The sequence below is a fragment of the Paenibacillus sp. CCS19 genome (assembly GCF_033239625.1).
GTDB lineage: Bacteria > Bacillota > Bacilli > Paenibacillales > Paenibacillaceae > Paenibacillus_T.
Map to the genome: position 1 here is coordinate 38,862 of NZ_BTCK01000003.1, position 23,659 is coordinate 62,520.

Consider the following 23,659-nt stretch of genomic DNA (forward strand, 5'->3'; position numbering starts at 1 on the left):
GGCGAGCTATCTTATTTATTTGTCTTGCGAAGCTTTAATCTAAGCTTCATAACCATTCGTATAAAGCTCGTATTCATGCGTTACCGATGCTTCCATAATATCTTTGAAGAACTCGTTATCTGCCGGTACGTCGTTCCAGATCGAAGCGACATCAACCTGCCATGGCTGACGGTCGAGCATTTTGTTGAAGATACGTACTGTCTCTAGGCGCGTCATGGCTGTGCTTGGGCTGAACTTGCTGTCCGTGAAGTCGAACAAGAGACCTTCCGATTTCACCGTTGCGATGGCGCCGTCCGCCCAATGTCCTTGCGTATCCGTATAACCGCTTGCTCCCGCAGCTTTCCACTCGTTCAGGTTGAGAAGAAGCTGTGCGAACTCAGCGCGTGTCACTTTGCGGTTAGGCTCGAACTTATCGTGGCCCGTTCCGATCATCCAATGATGGGAAGTAGCGATCTCGATCGCGTTAGCAGCCCAATGGCTTGCACTTACGTCGGAATAGGACGTGGTGCCTGCTTTCGCTGCTTCATTCGGTGCGTACAGGCGCGTCAGAATCGTTGCGATTTCCGCACGCGTAAGGCCGTTCTCTGGATGGAAGGAGCCATCCGGGTATCCGTTCATGTAAGCCGTATGTTTACCGGTCGATTGTACTTCGGCTTGCAGGTTGAAGCTGAACTGCATAATCGTCTGGCCGATATGGATAATGCCGTTCTTAACGTAGCTATCCGTTCCGGCTGTCGCTTCACGCTTATCGTTCCGGCTGTCGAACAGCACATAGCCGTTTTTCTCAGCTGTGAAGTAGTAATCGCCGTCTGCGAATACCATCCAGCCGTACTCGCCGTCTTTGGTGCTTACTTGCGGATTGTGGTTCTTGTTCGGTGCGAAGTCCGGCAGTTCTGGCAAGTTCACCAGTGTGCCTGGCGTTCTGCCCTTGGAGCGATTCAGCTCCGTATCTGCCCAGTACAAGCGCATCGTCGCATCTTGCATTGGCTGCTTCGTCAATGTATCGAGAATCGTTCCGTAAGGGTCAACCAGATCGATCTTCAAGGTTGCAACGCCATTGCTGTCTACTGTGAGCTTGCCGACTGGGCCAGCAAGCTTCTCGCCATTCGGAGCATAAACGTTCAGCGTCAGGCTGTATTCGCCAGCTGGCAGCTTAGGCAGCGTGAATGTACCGTTGGCGTTCATGTTGACTGCCGGCACATCCACTACAGTGCCGTCAGCCTTCACGATTTTGCCGGTTACCTTGAGACCGTCACCAACAAGCTTCGTGATTTTGTCTTGCGTAACTGTTTCGCCAGTCGCCTTGTCCGTTACAGTAACGGTTGTTTCCGTTGCGTTTGGAGGTGCAATTACTATCGGTTGATACGGCATTATTATTACTACGTTGGACAGACCTGCATAAGGGCCCGACTTCACATTCAGGCGGAAGTAATAAGTCTTATTGTTCGTCAGACCATTAACTGTTGCGCTAATTGAGCTGTCATTCAGCGATGCTGTCGTCTCAGCAGGCTCAAAAGTAATACCGTCCGTAGACACCTCGACAATGATATCTTCACTGTCCGTGCCTGTCAGTGCAGGGAAGAGCAGCGTAGCTTGTTGATTGCCCGGAGAAACGGTCATATCCGAAACAGGTTTCGAAGGTGCTGCTTGAACAATGTTGGAAGTGCCCTTGAACGGACCCGATCCAACGTTCAGGCGCACATAGTACGTGTCACCATTCGTCAGGCCCGTTAAAGTTGCGCTCGTAGAAGCTGCAGTCAGCGCTTCCGTGGTCGTAGCAGGTGAGAATGTCGTGCCGTCCGTCGAAACTTCAACAACGATAGCTTTACTCTTCGTACCCGTCAGAGCAGGGAAATTCAGCGTAACTTGCGAGTCGCCGGCAACAACCGTCAGACCCGTGACAGGTTTCGAAGGCGTTACTTGAACGATATTGGATGTGCCCTTGAATGGACCCGATTTGACGTTCAAGCGGACATAGTATTCGTCTCCATTCGTCAGATCCGCAACAGTCGCGCTCGTTGAAGCGTCAGTCAGTTCTTCTGTTGTTTCAACCTGTGTAAAAGTCGTACCGTCTGTCGAGATCTCAACAACGATATCCTTGCTGTCCGTACCCGTCAGAGCAGGGAAGTTCAACGTAACCTCTTCGTTGCCTGAGTCGACCGTCAGATCGCTTACTGGTTTCGAAGGCAGCACTTGTACATTATTGGATGCGCCCTTGAAAGGACCCGATCCGACGTTCAAACGTACATAGTACGTATCACCATTCGTCAGGCCCGTTACCGTTGCACTCGTAGATGCTGCCGTCAGCGTCTCCGTAGTAGTTGCAGGTGTGAATGTCGTACCATCCGTCGACACCTCAACAACGATAGCGTTACTGCTGGTACCCGTTAGTGCAGGGAAGCTGAGCGTAGCACGTCCGTCGCCTGCAACAGCCGTCAGGTCCGTGACTGGTCTCGAAGGCATTACTTGAACAGCATTGGATAACCCTTTGAAGGCGCCCGATCCTACGTTCAAGCGGACATAGTAGACTTCGCCATTCGCCAGATCCGCTACAGTCGCACTCGTGGAAGCTGCAGTCAGCGGGTTCGTCGTCTCAACGGGTGTATAGTTTGTTCCGTCCGTTGAAATTTCAACTTTAACATCTTCATTCCGTGCGCCTGTAAGCGCTGGGAAGTTCAGTGTAACTTGTTCGTCGCCTGCAACAGCCGTCAGGTTCGAAACCGGCTTCGAAGGCGTGACTTGAACGTTATTGGACTTTCCTGCATAGAAGCCCGATCCGACGTTCAAGCGCACATAGTACGTAGTGCCGTTCGTCAGGCCCGTTACCGTTGCGCTCGTAGAAGCTGAAGTCAGCGTTTCTGTCGTTGTTGCTTTCTTGAACGTCGTACCATCCGTCGAGATTTCGACTGCAACGTCATTGCTGCCCGCCAGACCGGAGAGGGCTGGGAATTGAAGCGTTGCTTGGCCATCGCCGGCCGATGCCGTCAATGTCGAGATTGGGGCTGGGTCTGCGCCTTTCACGAATACGTTGAACGTTTGCTCGCTAGTGAGTCCGTCTTGCGTAATCGTTGCTTTCAGCGTTACATAAGTGCCCTGTGGTGTGGAAGGTCTTGTTACTGTTCCGTCAGCTGCGATAATGGATGGCTGATCGGATGACCAAGTTGTCGTCACAGTCGGGTCTTGCACGAGCGTAAGATTTTGGGTGACGCTGATTTTGCTGTCGTACCCTGCATATTGAATCTGCGTTACCGTTTCCGCGTGTTCAATCGCGTGGATTGCATCTTTCTTGCCTGTAACCTCGTCAACGATTTGGTCTGCGATAGCTTCAATAATCTCGTCCTCGGTTAAGCCCGAGTTTACGAATTGTCCGCCTTTGACCAATTGGTCGATAAGAGCTTGAACATCATCTTGATCCTCTTCGTTCGTGATGCCAACATATTGCACATTTTGTTGATTCAACGAATTCGTCAGCGTTTCCTGATCCGGACCGCCCAAATAGTCGTCATTGTTATCGTTAATATCGATGACGTAACGGTAAGGGGAGTTTGGCTCCCAGACGATTTCATTGACAGCCGTCGTCAGCGTCTTGCTGCTAGTCGAGTACAATTTCATATTGTCATACGTAAAGATGGAGATGATCTCGCAGCCGTGATCGATATAACTAACGAGAGGGCCGAACTCATTGCCATACGTATTCGGAAGTGCGAGATTCGTAATGACGCGAACGCCGTTATCCCACATATTCAGTTGGTTATCGGTTGCAACAATCTTAATGGCATGCTCAGTCGTCGCCCCTTTGGCGAAGCTGCTTACTAGTGTAATGCCCTGAATATCACTCAATTGCCAAGCGTTTGTTGTTTCGTGGAAAACGTTGGCGTCAACATTATTGATTTCATATACTTTAATGCCGCCGTTGACGTACAGGATTGCATAGCCGCTCAGCTTGCCGCTTCCATCGATAGTCGAGTTGAAGAGGAAGCCGCCGCCCTCCATGCTGTGGTAGTCGACTTTGGACTCGTCCATGTCGAACGTAATAACCTTCTTGCCGACTGGGCTGCCTTGCGTCAGCATGAAGTCCTTATAACCTGGTGCAGTATAGCCGTAGAAAGAGACCGTCTTGTTGTTGTTCGTGAATTGAACGTGCCTATAATCGGCCGTCTCTACTTGAGGTATGGAGTAGAAGCCATACCAGCTGTCGTAACCCGTATGTACATACGTTTCATCTGTAACGAATTTCTGACTTGCGCTTGCATCCATAATGGATACATATTTCGGGTTAATGCCCACCGCGTCCAGCTTCTGCTTCACAACTGCAGTCAGCTTCGCTTCAAATTCTTCGGATTGATAAGTGCTTGTTCCCGCATTGTAATACACTTCAGCTACAGGCTGCATTGCGAATGCCAGTTGGGCATTCATGGCCAGCAGCATGAAAGCTGTGATCACGGTTAACCATTTCTTCTTCATCTGTTACGTTCACCATCCATCTTCGAGGTTAGTAGAATACGCAAACTTTAATATAAATAAAATAAAGTAGGCCTAGAAGTGACATTTCGTCACGATATTACAAAATTCGACCTAATTTATACAAACCAAGGAATAGCAAGAGAACAGCTGCAGATTGTGCTCTCTTACCTTGCAGTTAGGTATTGGTCTGGTGTTGATGTTTGGGTAAGTGCCCGAATCGCTTCGCGACGGTTCTTAGCCGGAATTTTGGAGAAAATGTGGGTCAAGTGATTCTTCACTGTTCCTTGCGACAGACACAGGGCTTCGGCGATTTCCTGATTGCTCAGCCGCTGCATTAACAGCTCGATGATTTGCTTCTCCCGTTCCGAGAATTGATTGTCTAGATGGGACGGTAGCTTATGAGAATGACTAGCAACACCGTTAAGCTGCTTCAGTAGAAATTGCGCCAACAGCATCGCCACATTGTTAGGGTAGACGTGCTGGCCCTTGAGAATATCGCGAATCGTCTGTGCCAGGTTAGGGAAGTTTTGATCCCTTACGAGATACCCATTGGCGCCGTGAGCGAGGAACTGGACGATGGAATCTTCCTCGTTCTGTGAAGACATAACCAATATGGGCAGCTTCGGCGCGATCATTCGGATTGCCTGAATGTAGGAGACGCCTTCCGACGCCGGCATGAACGTATCCAGCACGATGAGATCAACCGAGTTCCGCCACACATACTCAAGCGCGTTTAGACCATGATACATAAGCGCAGAAACTTCCATATCCTGTTCTGCTTGTACGGACTGCCAGGCTGCCGTGGAGTTTGGATCTCCATCGACCACAATCAAAATTCGAGCTTTCACATGAACCGACCTCTTCGAGCTAGTAATAGGTACATTCTCCTATTAATCTACCATGTTCAACTGAACATATTCTGAACGAGATCCTACTTTAGATCTATATTCGGCTCTGAAAATAAAAAAGAATACACCAAATAGCTTTTGGTGCCTAAATAAAGAGGCATAATATTTTTCTCCGGAACTATTGCATTACCTACAATTCCAAGTATAATACTAGGTATATAGGTGAGGATGGAGATGAGCTTATGATCTCAACCGGAGCATTCGAGAAGCAGAGGGTAGACGATTACTTGGATTTGTTGAATTATGCGAAGCGGATCGGAGACATTCCGTGGCAGCAGGAAATTATAAAGGCGCTGAACGACGCAGAGCGTCACCTGGAGAAGGCAGCACTCGAACTTCGCAGAGAGACACTGTGGCAGCAGTTCGACGCCATTAATGTCAAAATGCTGGAGCTGTATCGGCAGCTGCGCGAGACGGACAATTCGACGATCGCGGCGAGGATTACCGAGGAAGTGTGGGAGCTGAAAATACGGCGAACCGAAATCGGTAAACAATTATATGCCGCCCGTTAATCGGTCTTGAGCAAATAAAAAAGCCCGCATGCAGTTAACCGCTCTGTCGGACATCGGATATTGCTATGCATTTGGCAGGACTAGTGCGCGTGCAGTTGACTGCTCCGCAGCATCGTAAGTACAGTGATATGAAACAAAGTACGAATCCATGGCCAGATGGATATGTACAATACTATAAATAATAATTATAACCGGGTCAATAACCGCCGTGTTTGATAACGCCTTGGAAGAGGGGGAATCTTAAACGGCGGTTTCTTTCATTTGACGCATCATGCTCATCATCATCGTCATCATTTCGTCGCACTTCTGCATGTTGGACATCAAGTTGTCCATATCCATGGCGTCCATCATATTCATTTCTTGCATTTGGTCCATCATCATCTGCATGTTCTTCATCTTGCACATCATTTCTTCCATACACATCGACATCATCATTTTCATCGTCATCATTTCCATTCTCGCACACATCCTTTTATGGATAAATTTAGTTTCAAATAGAAGGTTAACGGATTCGGATGGGAATTTCAAGCTGTTTTGAAAAATAATTATTGATTTATTTTTTAACTGTATGTTAATATATAGGTTTTATTATTCCGCCTGGGTTGATTGGTTTTATAAGTATTAAGGGTTAAAAGGTATAATAAAAAAGCGGACACCTGTTCAGGTATCCGCTTCTTTGTTGCAAAGGTGTTGTTCCTAGAACGATTCCGGAGCCGGCGGCTTCTGTTCTTGATTGCGCAGTTCATCGTAGAAATGAGCCGTCGTGACGGCCATGTATGGCCCAAGCCACAGGTAACCGATGCCAAGCGTCAACAGGGACAGCAGTCCCCAACCGATGAAGGTGAGATGAAGCACGAACAAACGCCATTTGTTGCCTTTCATCATCTGTTTACTGCGGCGGATTGCTTCCAGCGGACTCATTCCAGGGTTATCCGCTAGAATGTAGTAGGCCATGGAATAACGGAACGTAGCGATAATACCTGGGATAATGAGCAGCAGCGTCCACAGGAAGGTGAAGATCAGGATCAGAATATAGAGCAGGAAAGCTCTGACCGGATGATTAAAGCCTTGATAGATGGACGTCGCCGGCGGTCTCTGATGGCGGGAGATGCTCAGGAAGAATGCAGCAGAGCCGAGCGCGATCATCCCTGCAATCAGATAGCTCATAATATTGCCCGCGACTTCCATGGAGTGAGAGAACAATCCAAGAATGCCGAGAATAAGAGACGGAATAGCCGCCAGCAATACAGCTCCGATCGATTTGCCCCATTGCCCCCGCAAGCTTTCCCTAGCTCGTCTGCGTAATTCAGAATAAGTGACGTTCACAATATTATCCTCCTAATGACTTGTATACTTAACAGCATATTGTAAAAGAACCACTTTTATATTCGACGATTTCGTCGGAAAACCTCTTTCTTTGTCGAAGATGGATGTCGAAAGGCGTGGGACCCTTTACACAGTATTATGTACGCAAAATGAAGCGATACGGATTCGGGAATTTGTAACGTATAACCTAGCGATATGGAGAGTTCTGCAATTTCATTCCATTTTAACTAATTTTAAGAGACGCATGACACCTAAGACCGTATACAATAAAGCTAATCTAGTTCTGTCCAATGGGGGGCGAAGAATGCTTACTCTGCACAATATTTCGAAGTATTACGCCAAGGAAGGAAACGTCGCTCTAGGCCTTCGCAAAATCAACCTGACGCTGAACCGCGGCGAGTTTATCGCCGTTGTCGGCGAGAGCGGGAGCGGCAAGAGCACGCTGCTGAACGTTATCAGCGGGCTTGATTCGTATGAGGACGGCGAGCTGCTGTTCAATGGCGAAGAGACTTCGTATTACAGCAAGGCGGATTGGGAGGCGTACCGGCGCGATAACGTCGGGTTCGTGTTCCAGGACTATCATCTGATCGAGAGCTTCACCGTGTATCAAAATGTGGAAACAGCGCTCATCCTCGCCGGAGCCGGCAAGGAAGAGCGGAAGAAGCGCGCGCTCGAGCTGATCGAGCGCGTCGGACTGTCCGCCTATAAGCATACGAAGGTGAGCAAGCTGAGCGGCGGCCAGATGCAGCGTACCGTTATCGCTCGCGCGCTCGCGAAGGACAGCCCGATCATCGCGGCCGATGAGCCGACCGGCCATCTCGATGCGGCGACAGGCAAGCAGATCATCGAGCTGCTCGCCGAGGTGAGCAAGGACAAGCTGGTCATCGTCGTGACGCACAATTTCGAAGAGCTGCAGCACGTCGCGACGCGTAAGATTACGATACATGACGGTGCAGTTGTTGAGGATCAGAAGCAGCGCAGACAGGCGGCGCCGACATCTGGGAAGGTATCGTCAGCAGCTTCGGAGGAAACGCAAACTGCTGAGGCGGCCACATTCGCGTCAACGTCGGCAAGCGAGGGGCGCCGGATGCAGCCGACCCGTGCATCGCGCCTGCAGGATCTACTGCTTATGAGCACGCGCCATCTGGCGGCTGTTCCGTTCAAGTCGGTGCTTATGTTCCTCGTGCTGCTGCTGCTAAGCTTCGGCTCGGCGTTCGGCTATGGCACGATGCAGGACATTAATGAAGGGTTATCGCTGCGAAGCAGCAGCATGTTCTTCGCGAACAGCTCCGTGGAGCGCGTTATCGTGAACAAGGCGGATCGTTCGGCATTCACGCCGGAGGAACGCAAGGAGCTCGCGAATTTCTCGCAGGTGGTTGAAGTATGGGAAGAGGACCTGGCGCTGGATCAGCAGTTGACGGTTGAGCTGCCGAAGCGGCTGAGCAAGAACGGGACGATCGTGACGAGCGGCATCGCGCCGCGATCTTCATTGAATGAGAGCAGCCTGATCGAAGGCCGCGCTCCACGATCAGAAGATGAGATCGCGCTCAATACGCGCGTGCTGCGCAAAGGGATCGAGACCGAGGATGTGCTCGACCATACGTTTGATTTTACATATGGGGACAGCAAATATCCGCTCAAGGTGGTCGGCATCGCGGACAGCAAGAAGGTAGGCGAGGTTGCCTTCGTGCCTGAAAGCGTGCTGTCGGCGGTTTCGAAGGAAGCAGCCCTCCAGTACAAAACGATGTCGTTCGCAATCGGCGACACCGAATCGATAACATTCACACCGCAGCTGGAAGCGGCAGCGAAGGCTGATAAGGACGGGGAAGCGGAGCCGACGGCTGCTGTACCTGCACAAAAGCCGCTCCCGCCGCAGACGGTCGACGTCAGCCAGACGCTCGCGACACCGTATTGCTCCACCCACAAGGCAGAAGGCGAGACATGTGCGGAGCTGCTGTCTGGCAGCACGCTGAAGATCAAAGTGACGGGCATGTATGACAGCAGCGAATCGACGTTCACGATTCGGGACGTCATTCGCGATCAGCAGTCCGGGCAGGCGCCGGTCATGTATTTCAGCGAATCGGATTATAGATCAGTTGCGCAGGATCAGAATCCGTATCAGATGAGTCTCATGACGGACTCGGATGCGGACAGCCGCGAACTGCTTGCAGCGCTCCGTTCAGATGGGTACCATGCGATCTATCCGCATGAAACGCTGGACCCGCAAACGGTGTTCGCGCCGATCCTGAAAGTCATTGTAATCGGCATCTTCTTGATCGGCTTCATCGGAGTCTTCATTCTCATCTCGTACTTCATCCTGCGGACGATTGTGAAGAGCAAACGCCGGGACTATGTCATTCTGCGTTCGATCGGCGCATCGCAGAAGCTGGTCAATCGGCTGATGTTCACGGAGATGGTCTTGGTAAGCACGGTATCGCTCATTACGGCATGGATCGTATCGAAGATTTGCAGCTGGCTGCCGGAGAGCTCGGTGACCCGGGCTGTGTCGAAAATGTTCGCCTATTTCGACTGGCTGGACTACGTCTATCTGTATCTCATTCTGCTGCTGATCGTGCTGGGGCTGACGAGCCATATGCGCAAGAAGCTGTTCAGTGAAAGCGTCATGTCAGCTTACAAAGGGGAAGAGGGGTCGCCGACATGATCGAATTAAGAAATGTAGACAAAACGTTCTTCAAAGGCAAGGCTAACGAAGTCCGTGCGATTCGCCAGACGAGCATGACGTTCCCGGACCGCGGGCTTGTCGTGCTCTGCGGCCCTTCGGGCAGCGGCAAGACGACGCTGCTGAACGTGCTTGGCGGCCTGGAGTATATCGACTCTGGCGAGATTAAGTTCGGCGACACGGTCATAGGCAAACGGAATGCGCGGCAGTCCGATGCGATTCGGAACGAGCGGATCGGATACATTTTTCAACAATATTACTTGCTGCCTTACATGACGGTGTTCGAGAATATCGAGCTGGTGCTGAAGATGCTGGGGTTGAAGGACAAGGCGGAGATCGAGCGGCGCATTCGCTACGTGCTTGAGGTCGTCGGCATGTACAATTACCGTCACCGCAAAGTGTCCGCGTTATCGGGCGGTCAGCAGCAGCGGGCCGGCATTGCCCGGGCAATAGCGAAAAATCCGGACATGATTATCGCGGACGAGCCAACCGGTAACCTGGACAGCCGCAACACCGTCGAGATCATGAATATTATTAAGAAAATATCGGAGCAAAAGCTCGTCGTCCTCGTCACGCACGAGCGGGAGCTTGCGAACTTCTACGGCGACCGCATCATCGAGATCAGCGACGGCCGCGTTGTGAGCGATACGGTCAATGAGCATCAAGGCTCGCTCGACATTCGGCACCAGAACACGATCTATCTGAAGGATCTCCAGAAGCAATCCATCGCAGAGACGCCTGTACCTGTCGAATGGTACTCGGACTCGCGCGGCGGTGCGGAAGGGGATGGTGTAGGTGCGGCTTCATCGGCGTGGCCTTCGCCAGGGATGAAGGTAACGCTCATCACATCTGGCGATTCCCTGTACATTCAAGTGCATGGCGGACAGAACGAGAAGCTGAAGGTTCGGTACGTCGACGATGCATCGGGCATCACGGTACTGGATGAGCACTTCAAGGGGCTGGATCAGGAGACGGTCCGCCAGTATCATTTTGACCCGAGCCAGCTGGAGAGTGCTTCGGGAGAAGGCGCTGAGGCGGCACGACGTACGGGAGGCTCGGCGATCTCGACGCGTGAAGCATTCCGCAGCGCCTTCCGTAAGCTGTGGGGCTATTCCAAGCTGCAGAAGCTGATGTTCCTCAGCTTCGTCTTCGCGGCGATGCTGATTGCGGTTGCGATCTCGCTGATCGGCAAGTTCTATGATCTGAAGCCGGAGGAGTTCCAGGTAGCGGATCGGCATTATGTGATGACGACTGCACCGTTAAGCGATTTGGAAGGTGATGCGGCAGCAGGAGCAAGCGTGTTGTCTATTAATCCGTTCACGCACAAGCAGTCATTCGATGTGAATGTGGGCTCGTTCTATCAAGTCAATTATCCGATTGGCATGGAAGCGCATCCGTCAGACATCGAGCTGCTGGATAAGGACAAGCTTATAGCTGGACACTACCCGGAGAAGTTTCGTGAGGTTGTCCTAGAGGCATGGTTAGTGCGTGAGCTGCTCAAACAGTCGGAGTTCAAGCAGGCAGGCGTATCTTCCCAGAACGATTTCATCGGCATGAAGCTGAGCAGCAGCAGGTTCGGCTATCAAGTGCCGCTGACGATCGTCGGCATTAGCGATACGGGGTCGCCAACCGTGTGGATGAACGATGCGCTGCTGTATGAGATGGCGGAAAATGTTCCATCTCGGGCGACGCACGAGATGGGCGACGTATTCTCGGAGCCGCCAGTGTCAGGGGCTCAGGCAGCACCGCTCGCTATTGGCGCCTGGGAAGCGATGGACGGATATGTGAAGCTATTGGATGGCGCAGCACCTGCGAATGCCGGTGAGGTTGCATATCCGGAGGCGCTTCGCGAGCAGCAGGGCTACAAGGTTGGGTCGACGCTGGAGGGCATGCAAGCCGGCAGTGGTCAAGGTTATACGATTGTTGGGTTCTATCAGACAGCAGGGCTTGAACAGCAGGCAGGCGGGCAGCGTGAAGTTGTACTGGCGACGCATGAGGGCTTGGCGGCAATATTCGGGGAGAGCCATGATGCCGAAGAGCCCGTGCTTGTGTACAGCAAGGACGTTGCAGCGACCGTCAGTTACTTGACTGGCAAGGGATTCGAGGCCGTGGATGCCTATGATAAAGACTACAAGGAGTACAAGTCCGATCTGCGGAGAGCGTACGTAACGATTGTCAGCTTCGCGATCGTGCTGCTGGGCGTGTCGCTGCTGCAGCTGTATTTTATTATCCGATCGAGCCTTATGACGCGCATTTACGAGATTGGCGTGCTTCGTGCGCTTGGCGCTTCGCGGTGGGATATGCACAAGATGTTCGTCATCGAGATCGCGGTGCTGACGACGATGACGTCGCTGATCGGCTACCTGTTGATGACGTTCATTATCAAGGAAGTGGATCGGATGATTTCACCGTTCCTGAAGCTGTTCTATTTCCCTCTGCCGTATATATTGGCGGGTGTCGTGCTCGTCTATGCGATCAATATTGCTTCGGGTCTGTTCCCAGTATGGAGGCTGACAGGCCGTTCGCCTTCACAGATTCTGAAGCATCATGACGGGTAGGGCTGGATAGATGAACTCAAAGGAATAAGTTAAGAACGTCAAATACAGAGCGCGGTGGAATGGATGCCGCTGCTCTGTATTTTTTGTTAAGGGGAAGGTTAGTTCAGGGGATGGTCGATGGTTATCGCTACGCCGCCTCGCTTGCGGCTATTCTCTACATAATCGTGAGCTTCGGCAATCTGATCCAATGGGTACGTTCGGTCAACGACGGGTCTGATGCTGCCTGCTTCAATTAGAGCTGAGAGCTTATTTAGGCGTTCTGATCTCAGCTCGAGCTTGCCATCATCGATGGAGATCGATTTGCCGCTTGCGGTCAGAGCGCTTCGGCATAGGTCCTTCACCGTCGAGCGTTTGGCTTTGCCGGCCGTGTCGAGCATAAGGTCATAGCGTTCGATCAGCTGCCTTGTATCGTCGGTGTCATTGGTATAATCGATCACTTTGTGAGCGCCAAGCGCTTGGACGAAGGCGAGATTGCGGGTGCTGCAAACGCCCGTTACTTCCGCGCCGTAATGACGTGCCAACTGGACCGCTATCGTCCCGGAAGTTCCGGAAGCGCCGTAGATGACAACTTTATGTCCAGGCCGGATGTTTCCTTCTTCTATGCGCTGCAGAGCAAGGAGGCCGCCATAGGCGGCAGCAGTTGCCTCTTCGTAGCTGATGTTGGATGGCTTATGGGCTAGGCAGCCGCGCATCGAGTCCGTTTCTTTCATACATTTGTACTGTGCATAGGTGCCGAGTCCAAGTCCCGTCACACCATACAACTGGTCGCCCGGCTTGAACCGCTTAATGTTACTGCCAATGGATTCGACTTCACCTGCCAGCACCATGCCGATGACGGATTTTCTCGGTTTGGTCAAGCCCAGTGCAATGCGCATCGGCAGCCAGAAATGGATAGGCAGCTTCGAGCCGCGAATATAGGTGTCGCTCGCTGTGACGGCCGAAGCGTAAATTTTGATGCAAACTTCGTCATGCTTGGGGATGGGTTTCGGCACCTCCTTCAACTGAAGAACATGAGGCGGGCCGTACTTGGTGCATACTGCGGCTTTCATGAGCATGCGATCAGCTCTCTTTCGGGGGAATGAATGCTGGCTCCGAGATAACCCGTTGAGCGTGCAATAAGCGCGTTCGCAACCGTTTCGCATTGGATCAGGCTGGTTTAGCCAAATGGGATTGAGCGCATGAATGTAACGGTTGCGACAGCGGCTATTGCGCCATAAAAGCATTAATCTCAACAATAACGGTTGTATGCAAGGCTATTGGAGTCCTATCAAGGCCAATAAGCTGCATCATGAAGTAATAAGGACTCTGGCAACCGAAAGTTTGAGAAATCAACCTGTTTCGCACGCCATAAGCACGCTCACAACCGTAAGCCGTGTGGGCTGGGCATTCTGCTACTTACTCAGCATCGCGTCGTGCCAAGTCTTGAAGAATTGATCAATCGGCATAGTCAACAACTGCTGGATATGCGCTTGTTCAGGCTGGCGAATCATATCGTTCAACGTAACGATGCCGTATGTATCCACGATGTACTTCACCATGAGCCCGCTGTAGAAGTAGGCGGCGCCATGGGCCTTATTGAAATAGTCGTGGTCGGCGAACTGCTCGAAGGTAGGGATGTCGAAGTAGCTGGTCTTGCTCTGCATCTCTTCCTCTAACTGACCTGCCGCATAATAGGCGATGCCTTCGTCCAGCCACTTGAGATGACCGACCTCCGGATTAATCTGCTGGATGAGGAGATGAACGAATTCATGAATGATTTGCTCGTTGAAATTGTGCCTGATTATCTCATCGCTTAAGTCGGCGGGCGTGTACACTTTAATTATGCCGTCCCGTGCATCGTAAGTTCCTTCGGTATCACGCCCAATCATAGCTTGATAGGCGTCCCTGTCGGTATAGACGTGAATGATGGTCTTATCCTTGGCCTCGTACGGAAACAGTCCAATTAGCCGATTATAATTTGCCTCGAATGTTTCTGCTAGCGATGCAACGGAGTTAACGGCATGTTCATTCGGACTGTAGAAGCGGGCGTGCGAGGTCTCCTGTATGAGTGGAAGGTTGTCAGTCATGCTGGAGCAGGCGGGTAAGACGATGAGCAGCGGTGATGAGCCAATTAATGCGAAGATAAAGAAGCGTTGTCGCAGTTTCATAGACTGAAATTCCCTCCTTGCCTACAATTCTAACAAAAAATGTTTATATTGAATACATGAGTATCTATAACCTTTAGTCAATGAATAATAGACAGGAAGCGGCTTGGGAATAAAAAATACACATATTGACATTCGTGCAGTCGTTGTATAACATACGTTATATAACAGTCGTTATATAACGATCGGAGACGAGAAAATGCCCCCTAGAGCGGAGATGACGAAGGAAGTCATATTGGACGCTGCTTTCCAAATGGTTCGAGAACAAGGACTTGATGTGTTAACAGCGAGAAACATCGCACAGCGGCTGAAATGCTCGACGCAGCCAATCTATAGCGCGTATGGAAGCATGGAGCAGTTGAAGGATGATGTATACAGCCGAACGGTACATTTTGCAATCGACAGCATGCAGCAGTACCGGAACGAGTCCAACGCTTCGGCGATGAACTTAGCGATCGGCTGTCTGATGTTCGCGCGCGATGAGAAGCAATTGTTTCGAACGTTGTTGCTATCCGATTACGGGACGGATTACTTGAAGCGGAATCCAGACGTGATGAACGAGCAGATGTATGCGGCATTCATGCAAATTGATGATGGACTGGCGTCCATACCCGAGCGCAATGTCCAGAAGATGTTCCTGAAGCTTACGGCTTACTGGATCGGGATCGGTACGATGATCAATACGGGCACGCTTGCGCTGGATATTGATGAGGCTACGGAGATGTTAGAAGAGATGTTCCAAGCCCTGAAGGAGAAAGAGGGCTTAATCTAAACTAATGGGGATGCACAATAAGAGAGGAGGCAATGGAGTTGGCAAAGCTGGGGTCATGCATAGGCACAGGTTCGAGCTGCGAGGTGTATGAATGGGGGGATGAGGCTGATGTCGCCGTTGATAAAGTCGTCAAACTGTATCATTCCCATGCGTCGCAAGACGAGGTGGATCGCGAGTTTCGAAATTGTCTCGCGGCTTGGGAGAATGGGCTGCCTGCTGCGCGCCCGTTCAAGCAGATCCTATGGGAGGGGCGGCACGGAATCGTATTCGAGAAGGTCGTGGGACCAACGCTGGTGCAGCGGCTTTTCGAGCGGCTGCATGCTTTTGACCTATTCAGTGACGATTCGAGTGACGAGCTGATTCAATTCGCAAGGACGCTGCATGCCATCCATCAAGCTGGCGAAATCGGTGGGATTGTGACGGAGCAGAAGTCGCATCTGAAGGAGATCATCGCTCGGCCAGTTGGGCTCAGCGATGAAGAGATAGCCGCACTCCATGCTTATATCGACGGGCTTCCTGCAAAGAGGCAGGTTTGTCACGGGGATACAAACGTAACGAACCTGATCCTGAGTGACCGTGGCCCGATCATGATCGATTGGATGCACGCGGCAATCGGAAACCCAGCGATGGACGCAGCGGAATTCTGTGTCACCATTCTGTATGCGGTTCTGCCGCCGGAGATGCCGTCTGAAGTCCATGCGTTCTTCAACGCATCGCGGCAGACGATCTATCGAACGTTCATAGACGAGTATACAAGGCTGACGGGCGTGACGGAGGCAACGATCGAGCCGTGGCACGCAGTAGCTGCTGCTCGCCAGCTCACATCGGGAGCAGTGGGGGAAGAACAGGCAGCCGCGATGGCCGCGATGATACGAGAAAAGCTGCGTTTGACGGTAGTGTAGACCATACAGGTAGCTTAATCTAACCCTGTAGGAGGTGAAATGATGTTCGAGCACATTACGCACTATTATGATGGCGTACCGTTACGCAGTTTATCTGCCCTATCGAAGGCAGATGCATTGAAGATGATGGAGTCCCGATGCGATGATACGCCGTTCTTCGAGAGGTTCAAGCAGCCGCTGCAGTACTGGGAGGACCGTATGGAGACAGAGCGATGGCTCAGAGAAACGTTCGCTGCCAAAGGCGGAAAACCTAAGACGAGCTATCCGATCTATGCGGTTCTTGGCAAAGCAGAATGGATCGAGAATTACGTGGCGTCGGAACGTTTTGAATTCGATCTGCTGCGGCTTCCGGTTTCTATTTTCGAAGAGGAGGATATTAGCTTTACGTTTCCCGATAGTATGGTCTCCTATTTCATCGCTAAGAACAGACCCGAGTATTACGTGCCGCATCTTCATGGGCATGTGTTCACCTTGTCGGAAGTGCAGACGTTGATAACGCCGGATCTAGTCAATCGAATTGCATCGATGCATCCGGAGGGGACGATTCCTTACGTTGAAGCGCAGATTTGGAACCATGAAGCGGCCATGCGTTATTATGAGGGGACTGTTAAGTAGATCCTAATCTTATCTATGCGGAGTGAAGCACAACGTTAGACAGCCGCGAGCGAATCACCGTTTGGCGGGTGCTCGCGGCTTTTTTATTGAGCAGTAATGAAAACTAAGCTTCGATGCCTTCATCCAAGGCGGGGTAATGCCCCCGCTTAAGCTGGCGAATGCTGTAGCCGAAGTCCATCTGCAGGTGGGGATTATCCTTGAAGCCTTCCCAATCGCCGCCCCAAGTGAAGCCGAGCTTCTTGGCGATTGCGACAACTTCCATCCAGTCGGCTTGGTCATTGCGATTGCCGTCGTATTTCATATCCCAGATCACATCGTTACTTGGCATGCGCAGTGCGAAATCAACGGCAAGTCCGTAGTTATGGTACGATTCGCCGCCCTTAACCTGTGTTACGACTGCACCGCTGTCCTCACGCCCTTGGCGGTATAGTGCGTCCTGCTCGGCAGAACTGCGGAAACCGTCTGTAATGACGACCTGAATGCCCAGCGTCGCTGCTTCAGCGACGAGTTTATCGCTTGCTTGCGCAACGGCAGGGTGAAGTCCAGTCGGTGCAGGCGCTTTCTCCCCAGGGCTCTGGCGATAAAACCACACAACGGCGATGACGAGCAAGGCCAGCGCAAGAAGGACAAGCAGGTTTATACGAGGCCAAGGGTAAGTATGTGCAGCAGAGCGGGCTCTCGATCTCGGTGGGGTTATATAGTCTGAGTTATGATTGATGGGCTGCATTAGGATATTGGCCTGCCTTTCTACCGTACTGCGAATGATGGTCGGCTTATCGAACAAGCTGATATCTATATTGTAAAAGAAACTTTCTTAAATAATCTTCAAGCAAAACTTAAAGTTTATTTAAGAATTGGATACAGCATGCATTCTCAGATCGAACTTGTTTCATTCGTAGACGTGCACCGCTTCTTACTTCTTGCAATCCGCCCAACCACTACAGCAATAATTGCGGCTATGGTACATGCAATGGACAAAGTTCCCATGGCTAATCGGCTTCCGTCCTCCTCGTTGAACCAGAGAAGCAGGCCTAGATTGATCAGCGCGTGGTAGGCTGCAGCCAGCAGAAGCGTTCCGCTCCTCGTGTTCCGCATCAGCTCACCAAGGATAACGGACAAGGACACGGCAAAGAGGATGAAGAACGATGCATATGCAATGCCTTCGGAGAATACGCCGACGTGCCAGATTCCCCATAGAATACCGACGACAATGGAGGCGGGTAGGACGCCGATTCGGTTTTGAAGCGTTGGCTGAAGGAAGCAGCGCCAGCCGATTTCTTCGCCTGCAGCCCCAATGAATTGTGCGATAACGATGAGCCAGAATGGATGTGACAAAGCAGAGGGCGGCGTGTACGCCGCGGCATGGCCTGTGACCGAGAACCAGAGCCAGGCGCCAGCGAACGTGATGACGATGAGCGCGGCTGAGATGGTTATCCGATTCGACTGCAGCGGCCAGAGCCGCAAATCTAGCTTGAATGGAGGCTGCTTCTTATGGCGCCAAAGGAATAGAACGGCAGCGACACCTAGTGTTGGACCGAATTGCGTCAGCTGAATAACAACCTCTGGAACGTCAAGTGAAGGCTGAAGAAGCCCGAACAGCATTGCACCAACAGAGGTAACCAGGTAGAAGACCAAGATTGCGATTACCGGACTAGGCTTGTTTGAGTACGCATTGCGCATGATTGAACCATCCTCCTCTGAATAACAATTGTTGGGAAAATGGTATCAGAGCAGTTCGTTACCCGAAACGGTCTCGGGGTCTATTCCTACGCACCGACTCAGGTCGAGGAGCTGCTGCGACCTGAAGACTCTTCTCTATTGCCCACCAAAAAAGCCGGCAACGTCACGCGCCGCTAGGCGAAGACATTGCCGGCTTTCTCATTGTGCCAACAAACCTATAGATCAATACCGACCATCGACTGTGCCGTCTCCGGTGTGTCGGTAATAATGCCGTCGATCTCGAATTTAAGCATTTCCTTCAAATTGTGGCGCCCGTTCACCGTCCATACCCAGACCTCGCGTCCGGCCGCATGAGCCTGATCAACGAGCTGTTTCGTTACCATAACCTGCTCCACGGTATAGAAGTCGACGTCAAGCGAAGACAGATTGCCAACGGCAAAATACATGATTTGACCGATATGAATTTCCGGGGCCAATTGACGAATCTGCCGCAGCGTGCTGCTGTCGAACGATTGAATATACACGTCTTCTTCCATCTCGTAGTCATGGACCAGCCGCACAACTTCTTGCACGAGCGGCTTGCTTGGTCCTGTCGGCTTCAAATCGATTAGCAGCTTGATCTGCCCCTGGGCCACATCCAATACTTCATCAAGCGTCGCAATAGGGATAGGCAGCCCGTCTGCGTCCTGACCAATCGTGAGTTTGCTGATCTGTGCATAGGTCAGGTCGGCCACCCGGCTCTTAACACCGGCCATTCGTTGGAGTGTGGCGTCATGGTTCAGGACCGCAACGCCGTCTTTGGTAAGCTGTACATCGATCTCAATGGACTGAATGCCTTTGTCGATAGAGCTTAGAATGACCGGCATGGAGTTCTCAGGACCGTTCGCGATGTCGCCCCCGCGATGCGCCGAGATCAGCACGCTCCATTTGGCATAGACTAGATGGCTGCTCGCCTTCACGCCGACGAACAGAATGAGAGAGACGTAGACGATCCCAAGCAAAGCGAATAACGTCCGTTTGCGTGTGAATCGTCCAACGAGATCGGCCAGCCTGTTCTCCCATCGTCCGAGGAAGCTGCGATACAGCTGCAGGTGATCATGCGGCGCTTGACCGCGCTCCCATTTGAATACATAGAACAGTCGCGTTAACACAATGATATTGAGCGGCATGATGGCCAGCGTCAGCATATATGTAAGCATGGTGGTGAGCGTCAAGGAATAGTGCTCGGTGAATGCCTTGAGCACATTATGATTGAGCCAGTAAGGCAGGAACGACAGCGATGAGAGCACTGCAAAGCCTGTACCGATGACGAGTACGTTAATAAGGAACAGGGAGAGGAGCACTCTCAACTGCTTCCCTCGCGTTAACGCTTGACTGCTCCGGATCGCATTACCGACCGTTCGGCCCTCTAAGACGATGTAATGGAGCACGAAGACCCAGCGCAGAACCAAGTAGACCGCCGCGGCGAGAATAATAACATAGACGATCGACATGACAAGCGACAAGTGAAGAACGTTGCGCTCCAGGAAGACCGGCACGTTGAACAGAGCATAGAAGGATTCCGACATCGGCGAGTCGACGAACGGAATAAGTACAAGCAGCAGAACGAGCAGCTGGACAGTACCGAACCCGAGCAGGCGCGGCGTTTGGCGCAGTGCGGTTAAGAGTGCATCTGCGATTGCGACACGTTTACCCCAATAGCGCTGTTGGATAAGGACGACAAGCACGCACAGCTCGATGAAAACAGCGAACGATGCGATGAGACCGATGGCGATCAGCCCAAGCATCCCCTGCCAGTTCAATCCGAGCTTGGCGAGCTCTTCGTTCATGAGCGAACCGGAGCCAATAACCGTAAGAACACGGTTGAAGATCAGCGTAATGATCGGAATAATGATGACACTGGTCAACAGCATATATAAATACTCGAAAAACAACAGCTTAGGGTAAGCGGCACGGAAGTCGCGGATGCTTCGACTAAGCAGCTTAAGCATGGCGTTCATCCTTTCTTCAATGCAGCCTTAGCGTAAGTATTGGACAGGCATAATAATAACAGGAAAGACCGTCTTAATACCAGCTTATGACGAATAGGACCGAACAGCTTCTCGTCAGAGAGCTAATCGGTCCAAGCAGGAAGCAATTATTCATTCGGGCTAATCCACAATAACATTCTTGTCTGGATTCCGATAATATTCGAACATGAGCTGGAGCTGCTTCAGCGTATTCCGTTCCATGGACAGCCCAGGCAGGTTGGTTTCCTCGAAGAAGCCTACCGCACTCGTCTCGATTCCGATCTGCGCATCGCCGCCGACGATTTCGCACTGGATGAACATTTTGTAGATATGATAAGGTTCGGGCGGGTGGTTATGGAATTTCTTATCCAGGACGGCTAGCAGCCGCACCGGCCGGACCGTATAACCAGACTCCTCTTGAACCTCCTTCACCGCAACCTCCGATGGGGAGAGTCCGATATCGGCCCAGCCGCCAGGCAATGACCATGCCCCGTCGACCTTCTCGCGAACGAGCAATAGTTGATCATCATGGAACACAACCGCTCTTATATCCACCTTCGGTGTGGCATACCCCGTATCGCTGGCAAAAGTAAGCTTGATCTTCTCTTCGCCAGCCACCGTGTAATTCGATAGAATCTCGATGCTCATCTCCCGAAGGGCTTCATAGCGTTCGATGTCGTACACATCTCGAGCATAGGTCAGTCCGGTCTGAGCAATCGCCTGTATTTGTTTTGCCCACTCCAGCCATTTCAATTCCATCTGGTTCATACCTCCTTATCGGGTACGTAATGCAGCTGCAGTCCTACTGCGATACGATCCATTCCGTGTCGAACCTGCATGCTTGTTCCCTATGATATTACCCCCAACTCCTTCTTTTTTATCATTTACTGGCGTCTATGCAAGGGATAATATGGATTTATACAGCGGTAGAAGGGGGCATTTCGGAGAATGTTTCAATACGACGGCAATGAGATATTGAAAGCGGTTACTAATCGATTGATTCCCGAAGACGAATGGCCATCTGCGGTGGATGGAGGCGCATTGACTTACTTGGAGCGCCATGCGGCCCAGGATCCCGTGACTTGGGACAACGTAATTGAGCCGGGGCTGCGCGCACTGCACGAAGAGGCGCTGCTTCGTCATGCCCGTCTATTCTCCGAACTGTCAGCGGAAGAGCAGGATCGGCTGCTGCGCGATGCGGAGCATGATTCCTTCGAGAGCTGGCCGGTATCGTCCAAGCAGTTTTTCCACACGTTGCTGAATCTAGCGGCCGAAGGTTACTATGGCAATCCGGATTCGGGCGGCAATCTTGAGGGCAAGTCTTGGGACATGATTGGCTTCCGTCCTGGTCCTATTACGAATATAGATACTCCCGTTCCAGAAGTTGATTTGCCGCAAAAATCGTTCGAACAGCTACGCGACCGTTACGACGCGGTTGTCATTGGAGCAGGGGCTGGCGGATCGGTCGCGGCAGCGGTATTGGCTGAAGCTGGACTGCAAGTGCTCGTAGTGGAGCGCGGCAGCTGGCTCCGCTACAGTGAGGTTGGCCGAGATCACTTGCGTAATCATCGGCTCAGCCACTATGGGCACAATACGGGACCGGCGCTCGACGGCCACCCACGCACCTTTATGCATACTAGGGGCGAAGAACGCATCTCGCTGCCTCATACAGGAGACTATCACAATAATGCAATGACAGTCGGGGGAGGGACGAGGGTGTATGGCGCACAGGCGTGGCGCTTCCATCCGGACGACTTCCGCATGGCAAGCCGTTATGGTGTTCCCGATGGAAGCTCGCTGAGCGATTGGCCGATTCGTTATGAGGATCTCGAGCCCTATTACGATCGGGCGGAATGGGAGGTCGGCGTATCGGGTGATGGGAACGCTCACTCCGGGCGCGGGAAGCGGAAGCGTCCGTTTCCGATGCCGGCTCTGCCGCTGACGCTGGATGCGCAGCGGCTGGCTCAGGCAGCCGAGAAGCTGGGCTGGGAGACCGGCCCTGTGCCGCTGCTCATCAACTCCGTGGAGCGGGACGGACGGCCGGCATGCGGGCGCTGCGGCGAATGCGTCGGCTTCGCCTGCCCGACCAACAGCAAGAACGGCGGGCATAATACGATGCTCGTCAGAGCGATGGCGACCGGCAACTGCGATCTGATCTGCGATACGATGGTGGAGCGCATCGATACCGAAGGCGGCAAGCATGCGACTGGCGTTCGTCTTGTTCGACAAGCGGATGGCGCAATCCAGCGCCGCCAGGTGCGAGCCGGTCATGTCGTCGTTGCTGCAGGCGCAATCGAGAGCGCTCGGCTGTTGCTGAATTCTGCAACGGATGCGGAGCCGGATGGTGTAGGCAATCGGAACGGACAAGTGGGGAGGCATCTGCAGGGTCATGTCTACGCGGGCGCGTATGGCTTATTCGATGAAATCGTTCAGGATGGACTTGGTCCTGGTGTCAGCATTGCGACCTTCCGATTCGATCATAGCGGTCAGGACGGGGTAATCGGCGGCGGGCTGCTGGCGAATGAGTTCACTCGGCTGCCGCTCATTCACTGGTATCGAGCGGTCGCCCCGGGTGCGGCGCGTTGGGGCATTGCAGGGAAGGCGATGATGCGTGACAGCTATCTGCGCACGAGTCAGATCATGGGCCCGATCCAAGAGATTCCGAGCCCGGAATCTCGCGTGCGCCTGTCGAATTCGGTGAAGGATCGTTTCGGTATACCAGTGGCTAGCCTATCTGGCAGTGTTCATCCGGAATCGCTTCGAGCGGGCAATATGCTGGGCGAGCAAGCGGAGAAGTGGCTGTGGGCCGCAGGTGCGCGCGAAGTATGGCGAACCGGTCCTTACGGCGGCTTAAGCGCCGGACAGCATCAGGCGGGTACGCTTCGCATGGGCAATGACCCGCTGACATCGGTTACCGATCCGACGGGCCGTGTACACGGATACGACAATCTATGGGTAAGCGACGGCTCCGTACACGTCACCAATGGCGGTGTGAATCCAGTGCTGACGATTATGGCGCTGGCTTTCCGAACCGCCGATCAACTGGTGAAGTACGGATAGCATAAATGAAGAGAGAGCATTCCTCGTCG

17 protein-coding genes are annotated in these 23,659 nt (G+C 52.2%); 7 read left to right on the forward strand and 10 right to left on the reverse strand.

What is annotated here, in order from left to right; translation table 11 throughout:
• Positions 1-39: 39 nt before the first annotated feature.
• Positions 40-4,464: an S-layer homology domain-containing protein gene (locus SBI19_RS03745; protein ID WP_317965091.1), complete on the reverse strand. Its 4,425-nt coding sequence runs from the start codon at positions 4,462-4,464 to the stop codon at positions 40-42.
• A gap of 164 nt (positions 4,465-4,628) precedes the next feature.
• Positions 4,629-5,312 carry a response regulator gene (locus SBI19_RS03750; RefSeq protein WP_317965093.1) on the reverse strand — a complete coding sequence of 228 codons (684 nt, stop codon included), beginning with the start codon at positions 5,310-5,312 and terminating at the stop codon, positions 4,629-4,631.
• A 242-nt stretch (positions 5,313-5,554) separates the two neighbouring features.
• On the opposite strand from SBI19_RS03750, the gene SBI19_RS03755 reads away from it, so the two are divergent.
• Positions 5,555-5,884 (forward strand): hypothetical protein, encoded by a 330-nt coding sequence (locus SBI19_RS03755; RefSeq protein WP_317965095.1) that lies wholly within the window; start codon positions 5,555-5,557, stop codon positions 5,882-5,884.
• 240 nt (positions 5,885-6,124) lie between these two features.
• Here SBI19_RS03755 and SBI19_RS03760 read toward each other — a convergent pair whose 3' ends face one another.
• Together SBI19_RS03760 and SBI19_RS03765 are read right to left on the reverse strand one after the other, a co-directional pair.
• Positions 6,125-6,340, reverse strand: coding sequence for a hypothetical protein (locus tag SBI19_RS03760; RefSeq protein ID WP_317965097.1), 216 nt, complete (start codon positions 6,338-6,340; stop codon positions 6,125-6,127).
• Between the two features lie 240 nt (positions 6,341-6,580).
• Positions 6,581-7,210, reverse strand: coding sequence for a DUF975 family protein (locus SBI19_RS03765; RefSeq protein ID WP_317965099.1), 630 nt, complete (start codon positions 7,208-7,210; stop codon positions 6,581-6,583).
• A gap of 304 nt (positions 7,211-7,514) precedes the next feature.
• Here SBI19_RS03765 and SBI19_RS03770 point away from each other — a divergent pair, with 304 nt between their 5' ends.
• Together SBI19_RS03770 and SBI19_RS03775 are read left to right on the forward strand one after the other, a co-directional pair.
• Positions 7,515-9,872 carry an ABC transporter ATP-binding protein/permease gene (locus tag SBI19_RS03770; protein ID WP_317965101.1) on the forward strand — a complete coding sequence of 786 codons (2,358 nt, stop codon included), beginning with the start codon at positions 7,515-7,517 and terminating at the stop codon, positions 9,870-9,872.
• Complete coding sequence (locus SBI19_RS03775) at positions 9,869-12,448, forward strand: ABC transporter ATP-binding protein/permease (RefSeq protein ID WP_317965103.1); 2,580 nt, start codon at positions 9,869-9,871, stop codon at positions 12,446-12,448. The genes SBI19_RS03770 and SBI19_RS03775 overlap by 4 nt, the downstream gene beginning before the upstream one ends.
• A gap of 98 nt (positions 12,449-12,546) precedes the next feature.
• Here the strand turns inward: SBI19_RS03775 and SBI19_RS03780 are convergent, their stop codons facing one another.
• Complete coding sequence (locus tag SBI19_RS03780; RefSeq protein ID WP_317965432.1) at positions 12,547-13,497, reverse strand: NAD(P)-dependent alcohol dehydrogenase; 951 nt, start codon at positions 13,495-13,497, stop codon at positions 12,547-12,549.
• Between the two features lie 342 nt (positions 13,498-13,839).
• Entirely contained in the window at positions 13,840-14,595 is a 756-nt protein-coding gene (locus SBI19_RS03785) for a peptidase MA family metallohydrolase (RefSeq protein ID WP_317965105.1), read from the reverse strand.
• Between the two features lie 196 nt (positions 14,596-14,791).
• On the opposite strand from SBI19_RS03785, the gene SBI19_RS03790 reads away from it, so the two are divergent.
• Genes SBI19_RS03790 through SBI19_RS03800 form a run of 3 tightly spaced genes read left to right on the forward strand, consistent with a single transcriptional unit; the run spans position 14,792 to position 16,881 of the window.
• On the forward strand, positions 14,792-15,364 hold the full coding sequence (locus tag SBI19_RS03790) for a TetR/AcrR family transcriptional regulator (protein ID WP_317965107.1): 573 nt from the start codon (positions 14,792-14,794) through the stop codon (positions 15,362-15,364).
• A 38-nt stretch (positions 15,365-15,402) separates the two neighbouring features.
• Positions 15,403-16,266, forward strand: coding sequence for a phosphotransferase family protein (locus tag SBI19_RS03795; RefSeq protein ID WP_317965109.1), 864 nt, complete (start codon positions 15,403-15,405; stop codon positions 16,264-16,266).
• Positions 16,267-16,305: 39 nt separating this feature from the next.
• On the forward strand, positions 16,306-16,881 hold the full coding sequence (locus tag SBI19_RS03800; protein WP_317965111.1) for a hypothetical protein: 576 nt from the start codon (positions 16,306-16,308) through the stop codon (positions 16,879-16,881).
• 103 nt (positions 16,882-16,984) lie between these two features.
• On the opposite strand, the gene SBI19_RS03805 is transcribed toward SBI19_RS03800, so the two are convergent.
• The 4 genes from SBI19_RS03805 to SBI19_RS03820 form a co-directional block, all read right to left on the reverse strand.
• A complete protein-coding gene (locus SBI19_RS03805; RefSeq protein WP_317965113.1) occupies positions 16,985-17,608 on the reverse strand; it encodes a M15 family metallopeptidase in 624 nt (207 codons plus the stop codon).
• Between the two features lie 146 nt (positions 17,609-17,754).
• Entirely contained in the window at positions 17,755-18,561 is an 807-nt protein-coding gene (locus SBI19_RS03810) for a CPBP family intramembrane glutamic endopeptidase (RefSeq protein WP_317965115.1), read from the reverse strand.
• Between the two features lie 215 nt (positions 18,562-18,776).
• Entirely contained in the window at positions 18,777-20,552 is a 1,776-nt protein-coding gene (locus SBI19_RS03815; RefSeq protein WP_317965117.1) for a glycerophosphodiester phosphodiesterase, read from the reverse strand.
• Positions 20,553-20,711: 159 nt separating this feature from the next.
• Entirely contained in the window at positions 20,712-21,329 is a 618-nt protein-coding gene (locus tag SBI19_RS03820; protein ID WP_317965119.1) for an NUDIX hydrolase, read from the reverse strand.
• A gap of 189 nt (positions 21,330-21,518) precedes the next feature.
• Between SBI19_RS03820 and SBI19_RS03825 the strand changes: the two genes are divergently transcribed.
• Positions 21,519-23,630: a GMC family oxidoreductase gene (locus tag SBI19_RS03825; protein ID WP_317965121.1), complete on the forward strand. Its 2,112-nt coding sequence runs from the start codon at positions 21,519-21,521 to the stop codon at positions 23,628-23,630.
• Positions 23,631-23,659 lie beyond the last annotated feature (29 nt).

Bases quoted from the DNA above. Each gene is read 5' to 3' on its own strand.
- SBI19_RS03815 (WP_317965117.1), bottom strand. From the start codon at position 20,552: ATGCTTAAGCTGCTTAGTCGAAGCATCCGCGACTTCCGTGCCGCTTAC.
- SBI19_RS03770 (WP_317965101.1), top strand. From the start codon at position 7,515: ATGCTTACTCTGCACAATATTTCGAAGTATTACGCCAAGGAAGGAAAC.
- SBI19_RS03780 (WP_317965432.1), bottom strand. From the start codon at position 13,497: ATGAAAGCCGCAGTATGCACCAAGTACGGCCCGCCTCATGTTCTTCAG.
- SBI19_RS03825 (WP_317965121.1), top strand. From the start codon at position 21,519: ATGTTTCAATACGACGGCAATGAGATATTGAAAGCGGTTACTAATCGA.
- SBI19_RS03785 (WP_317965105.1), bottom strand. From the start codon at position 14,595: ATGAAACTGCGACAACGCTTCTTTATCTTCGCATTAATTGGCTCATCA.
- SBI19_RS03755 (WP_317965095.1), top strand. From the start codon at position 5,555: ATGATCTCAACCGGAGCATTCGAGAAGCAGAGGGTAGACGATTACTTG.
- SBI19_RS03745 (WP_317965091.1), bottom strand. From the start codon at position 4,464: ATGAAGAAGAAATGGTTAACCGTGATCACAGCTTTCATGCTGCTGGCC.
- SBI19_RS03805 (WP_317965113.1), bottom strand. From the start codon at position 17,608: ATGCAGCCCATCAATCATAACTCAGACTATATAACCCCACCGAGATCG.
- SBI19_RS03790 (WP_317965107.1), top strand. From the start codon at position 14,792: ATGCCCCCTAGAGCGGAGATGACGAAGGAAGTCATATTGGACGCTGCT.
- SBI19_RS03820 (WP_317965119.1), bottom strand. From the start codon at position 21,329: ATGGAATTGAAATGGCTGGAGTGGGCAAAACAAATACAGGCGATTGCT.
- SBI19_RS03810 (WP_317965115.1), bottom strand. From the start codon at position 18,561: ATGCGCAATGCGTACTCAAACAAGCCTAGTCCGGTAATCGCAATCTTG.
- SBI19_RS03800 (WP_317965111.1), top strand. From the start codon at position 16,306: ATGATGTTCGAGCACATTACGCACTATTATGATGGCGTACCGTTACGC.
- SBI19_RS03775 (WP_317965103.1), top strand. From the start codon at position 9,869: ATGATCGAATTAAGAAATGTAGACAAAACGTTCTTCAAAGGCAAGGCT.
- SBI19_RS03760 (WP_317965097.1), bottom strand. From the start codon at position 6,340: ATGGAAATGATGACGATGAAAATGATGATGTCGATGTGTATGGAAGAA.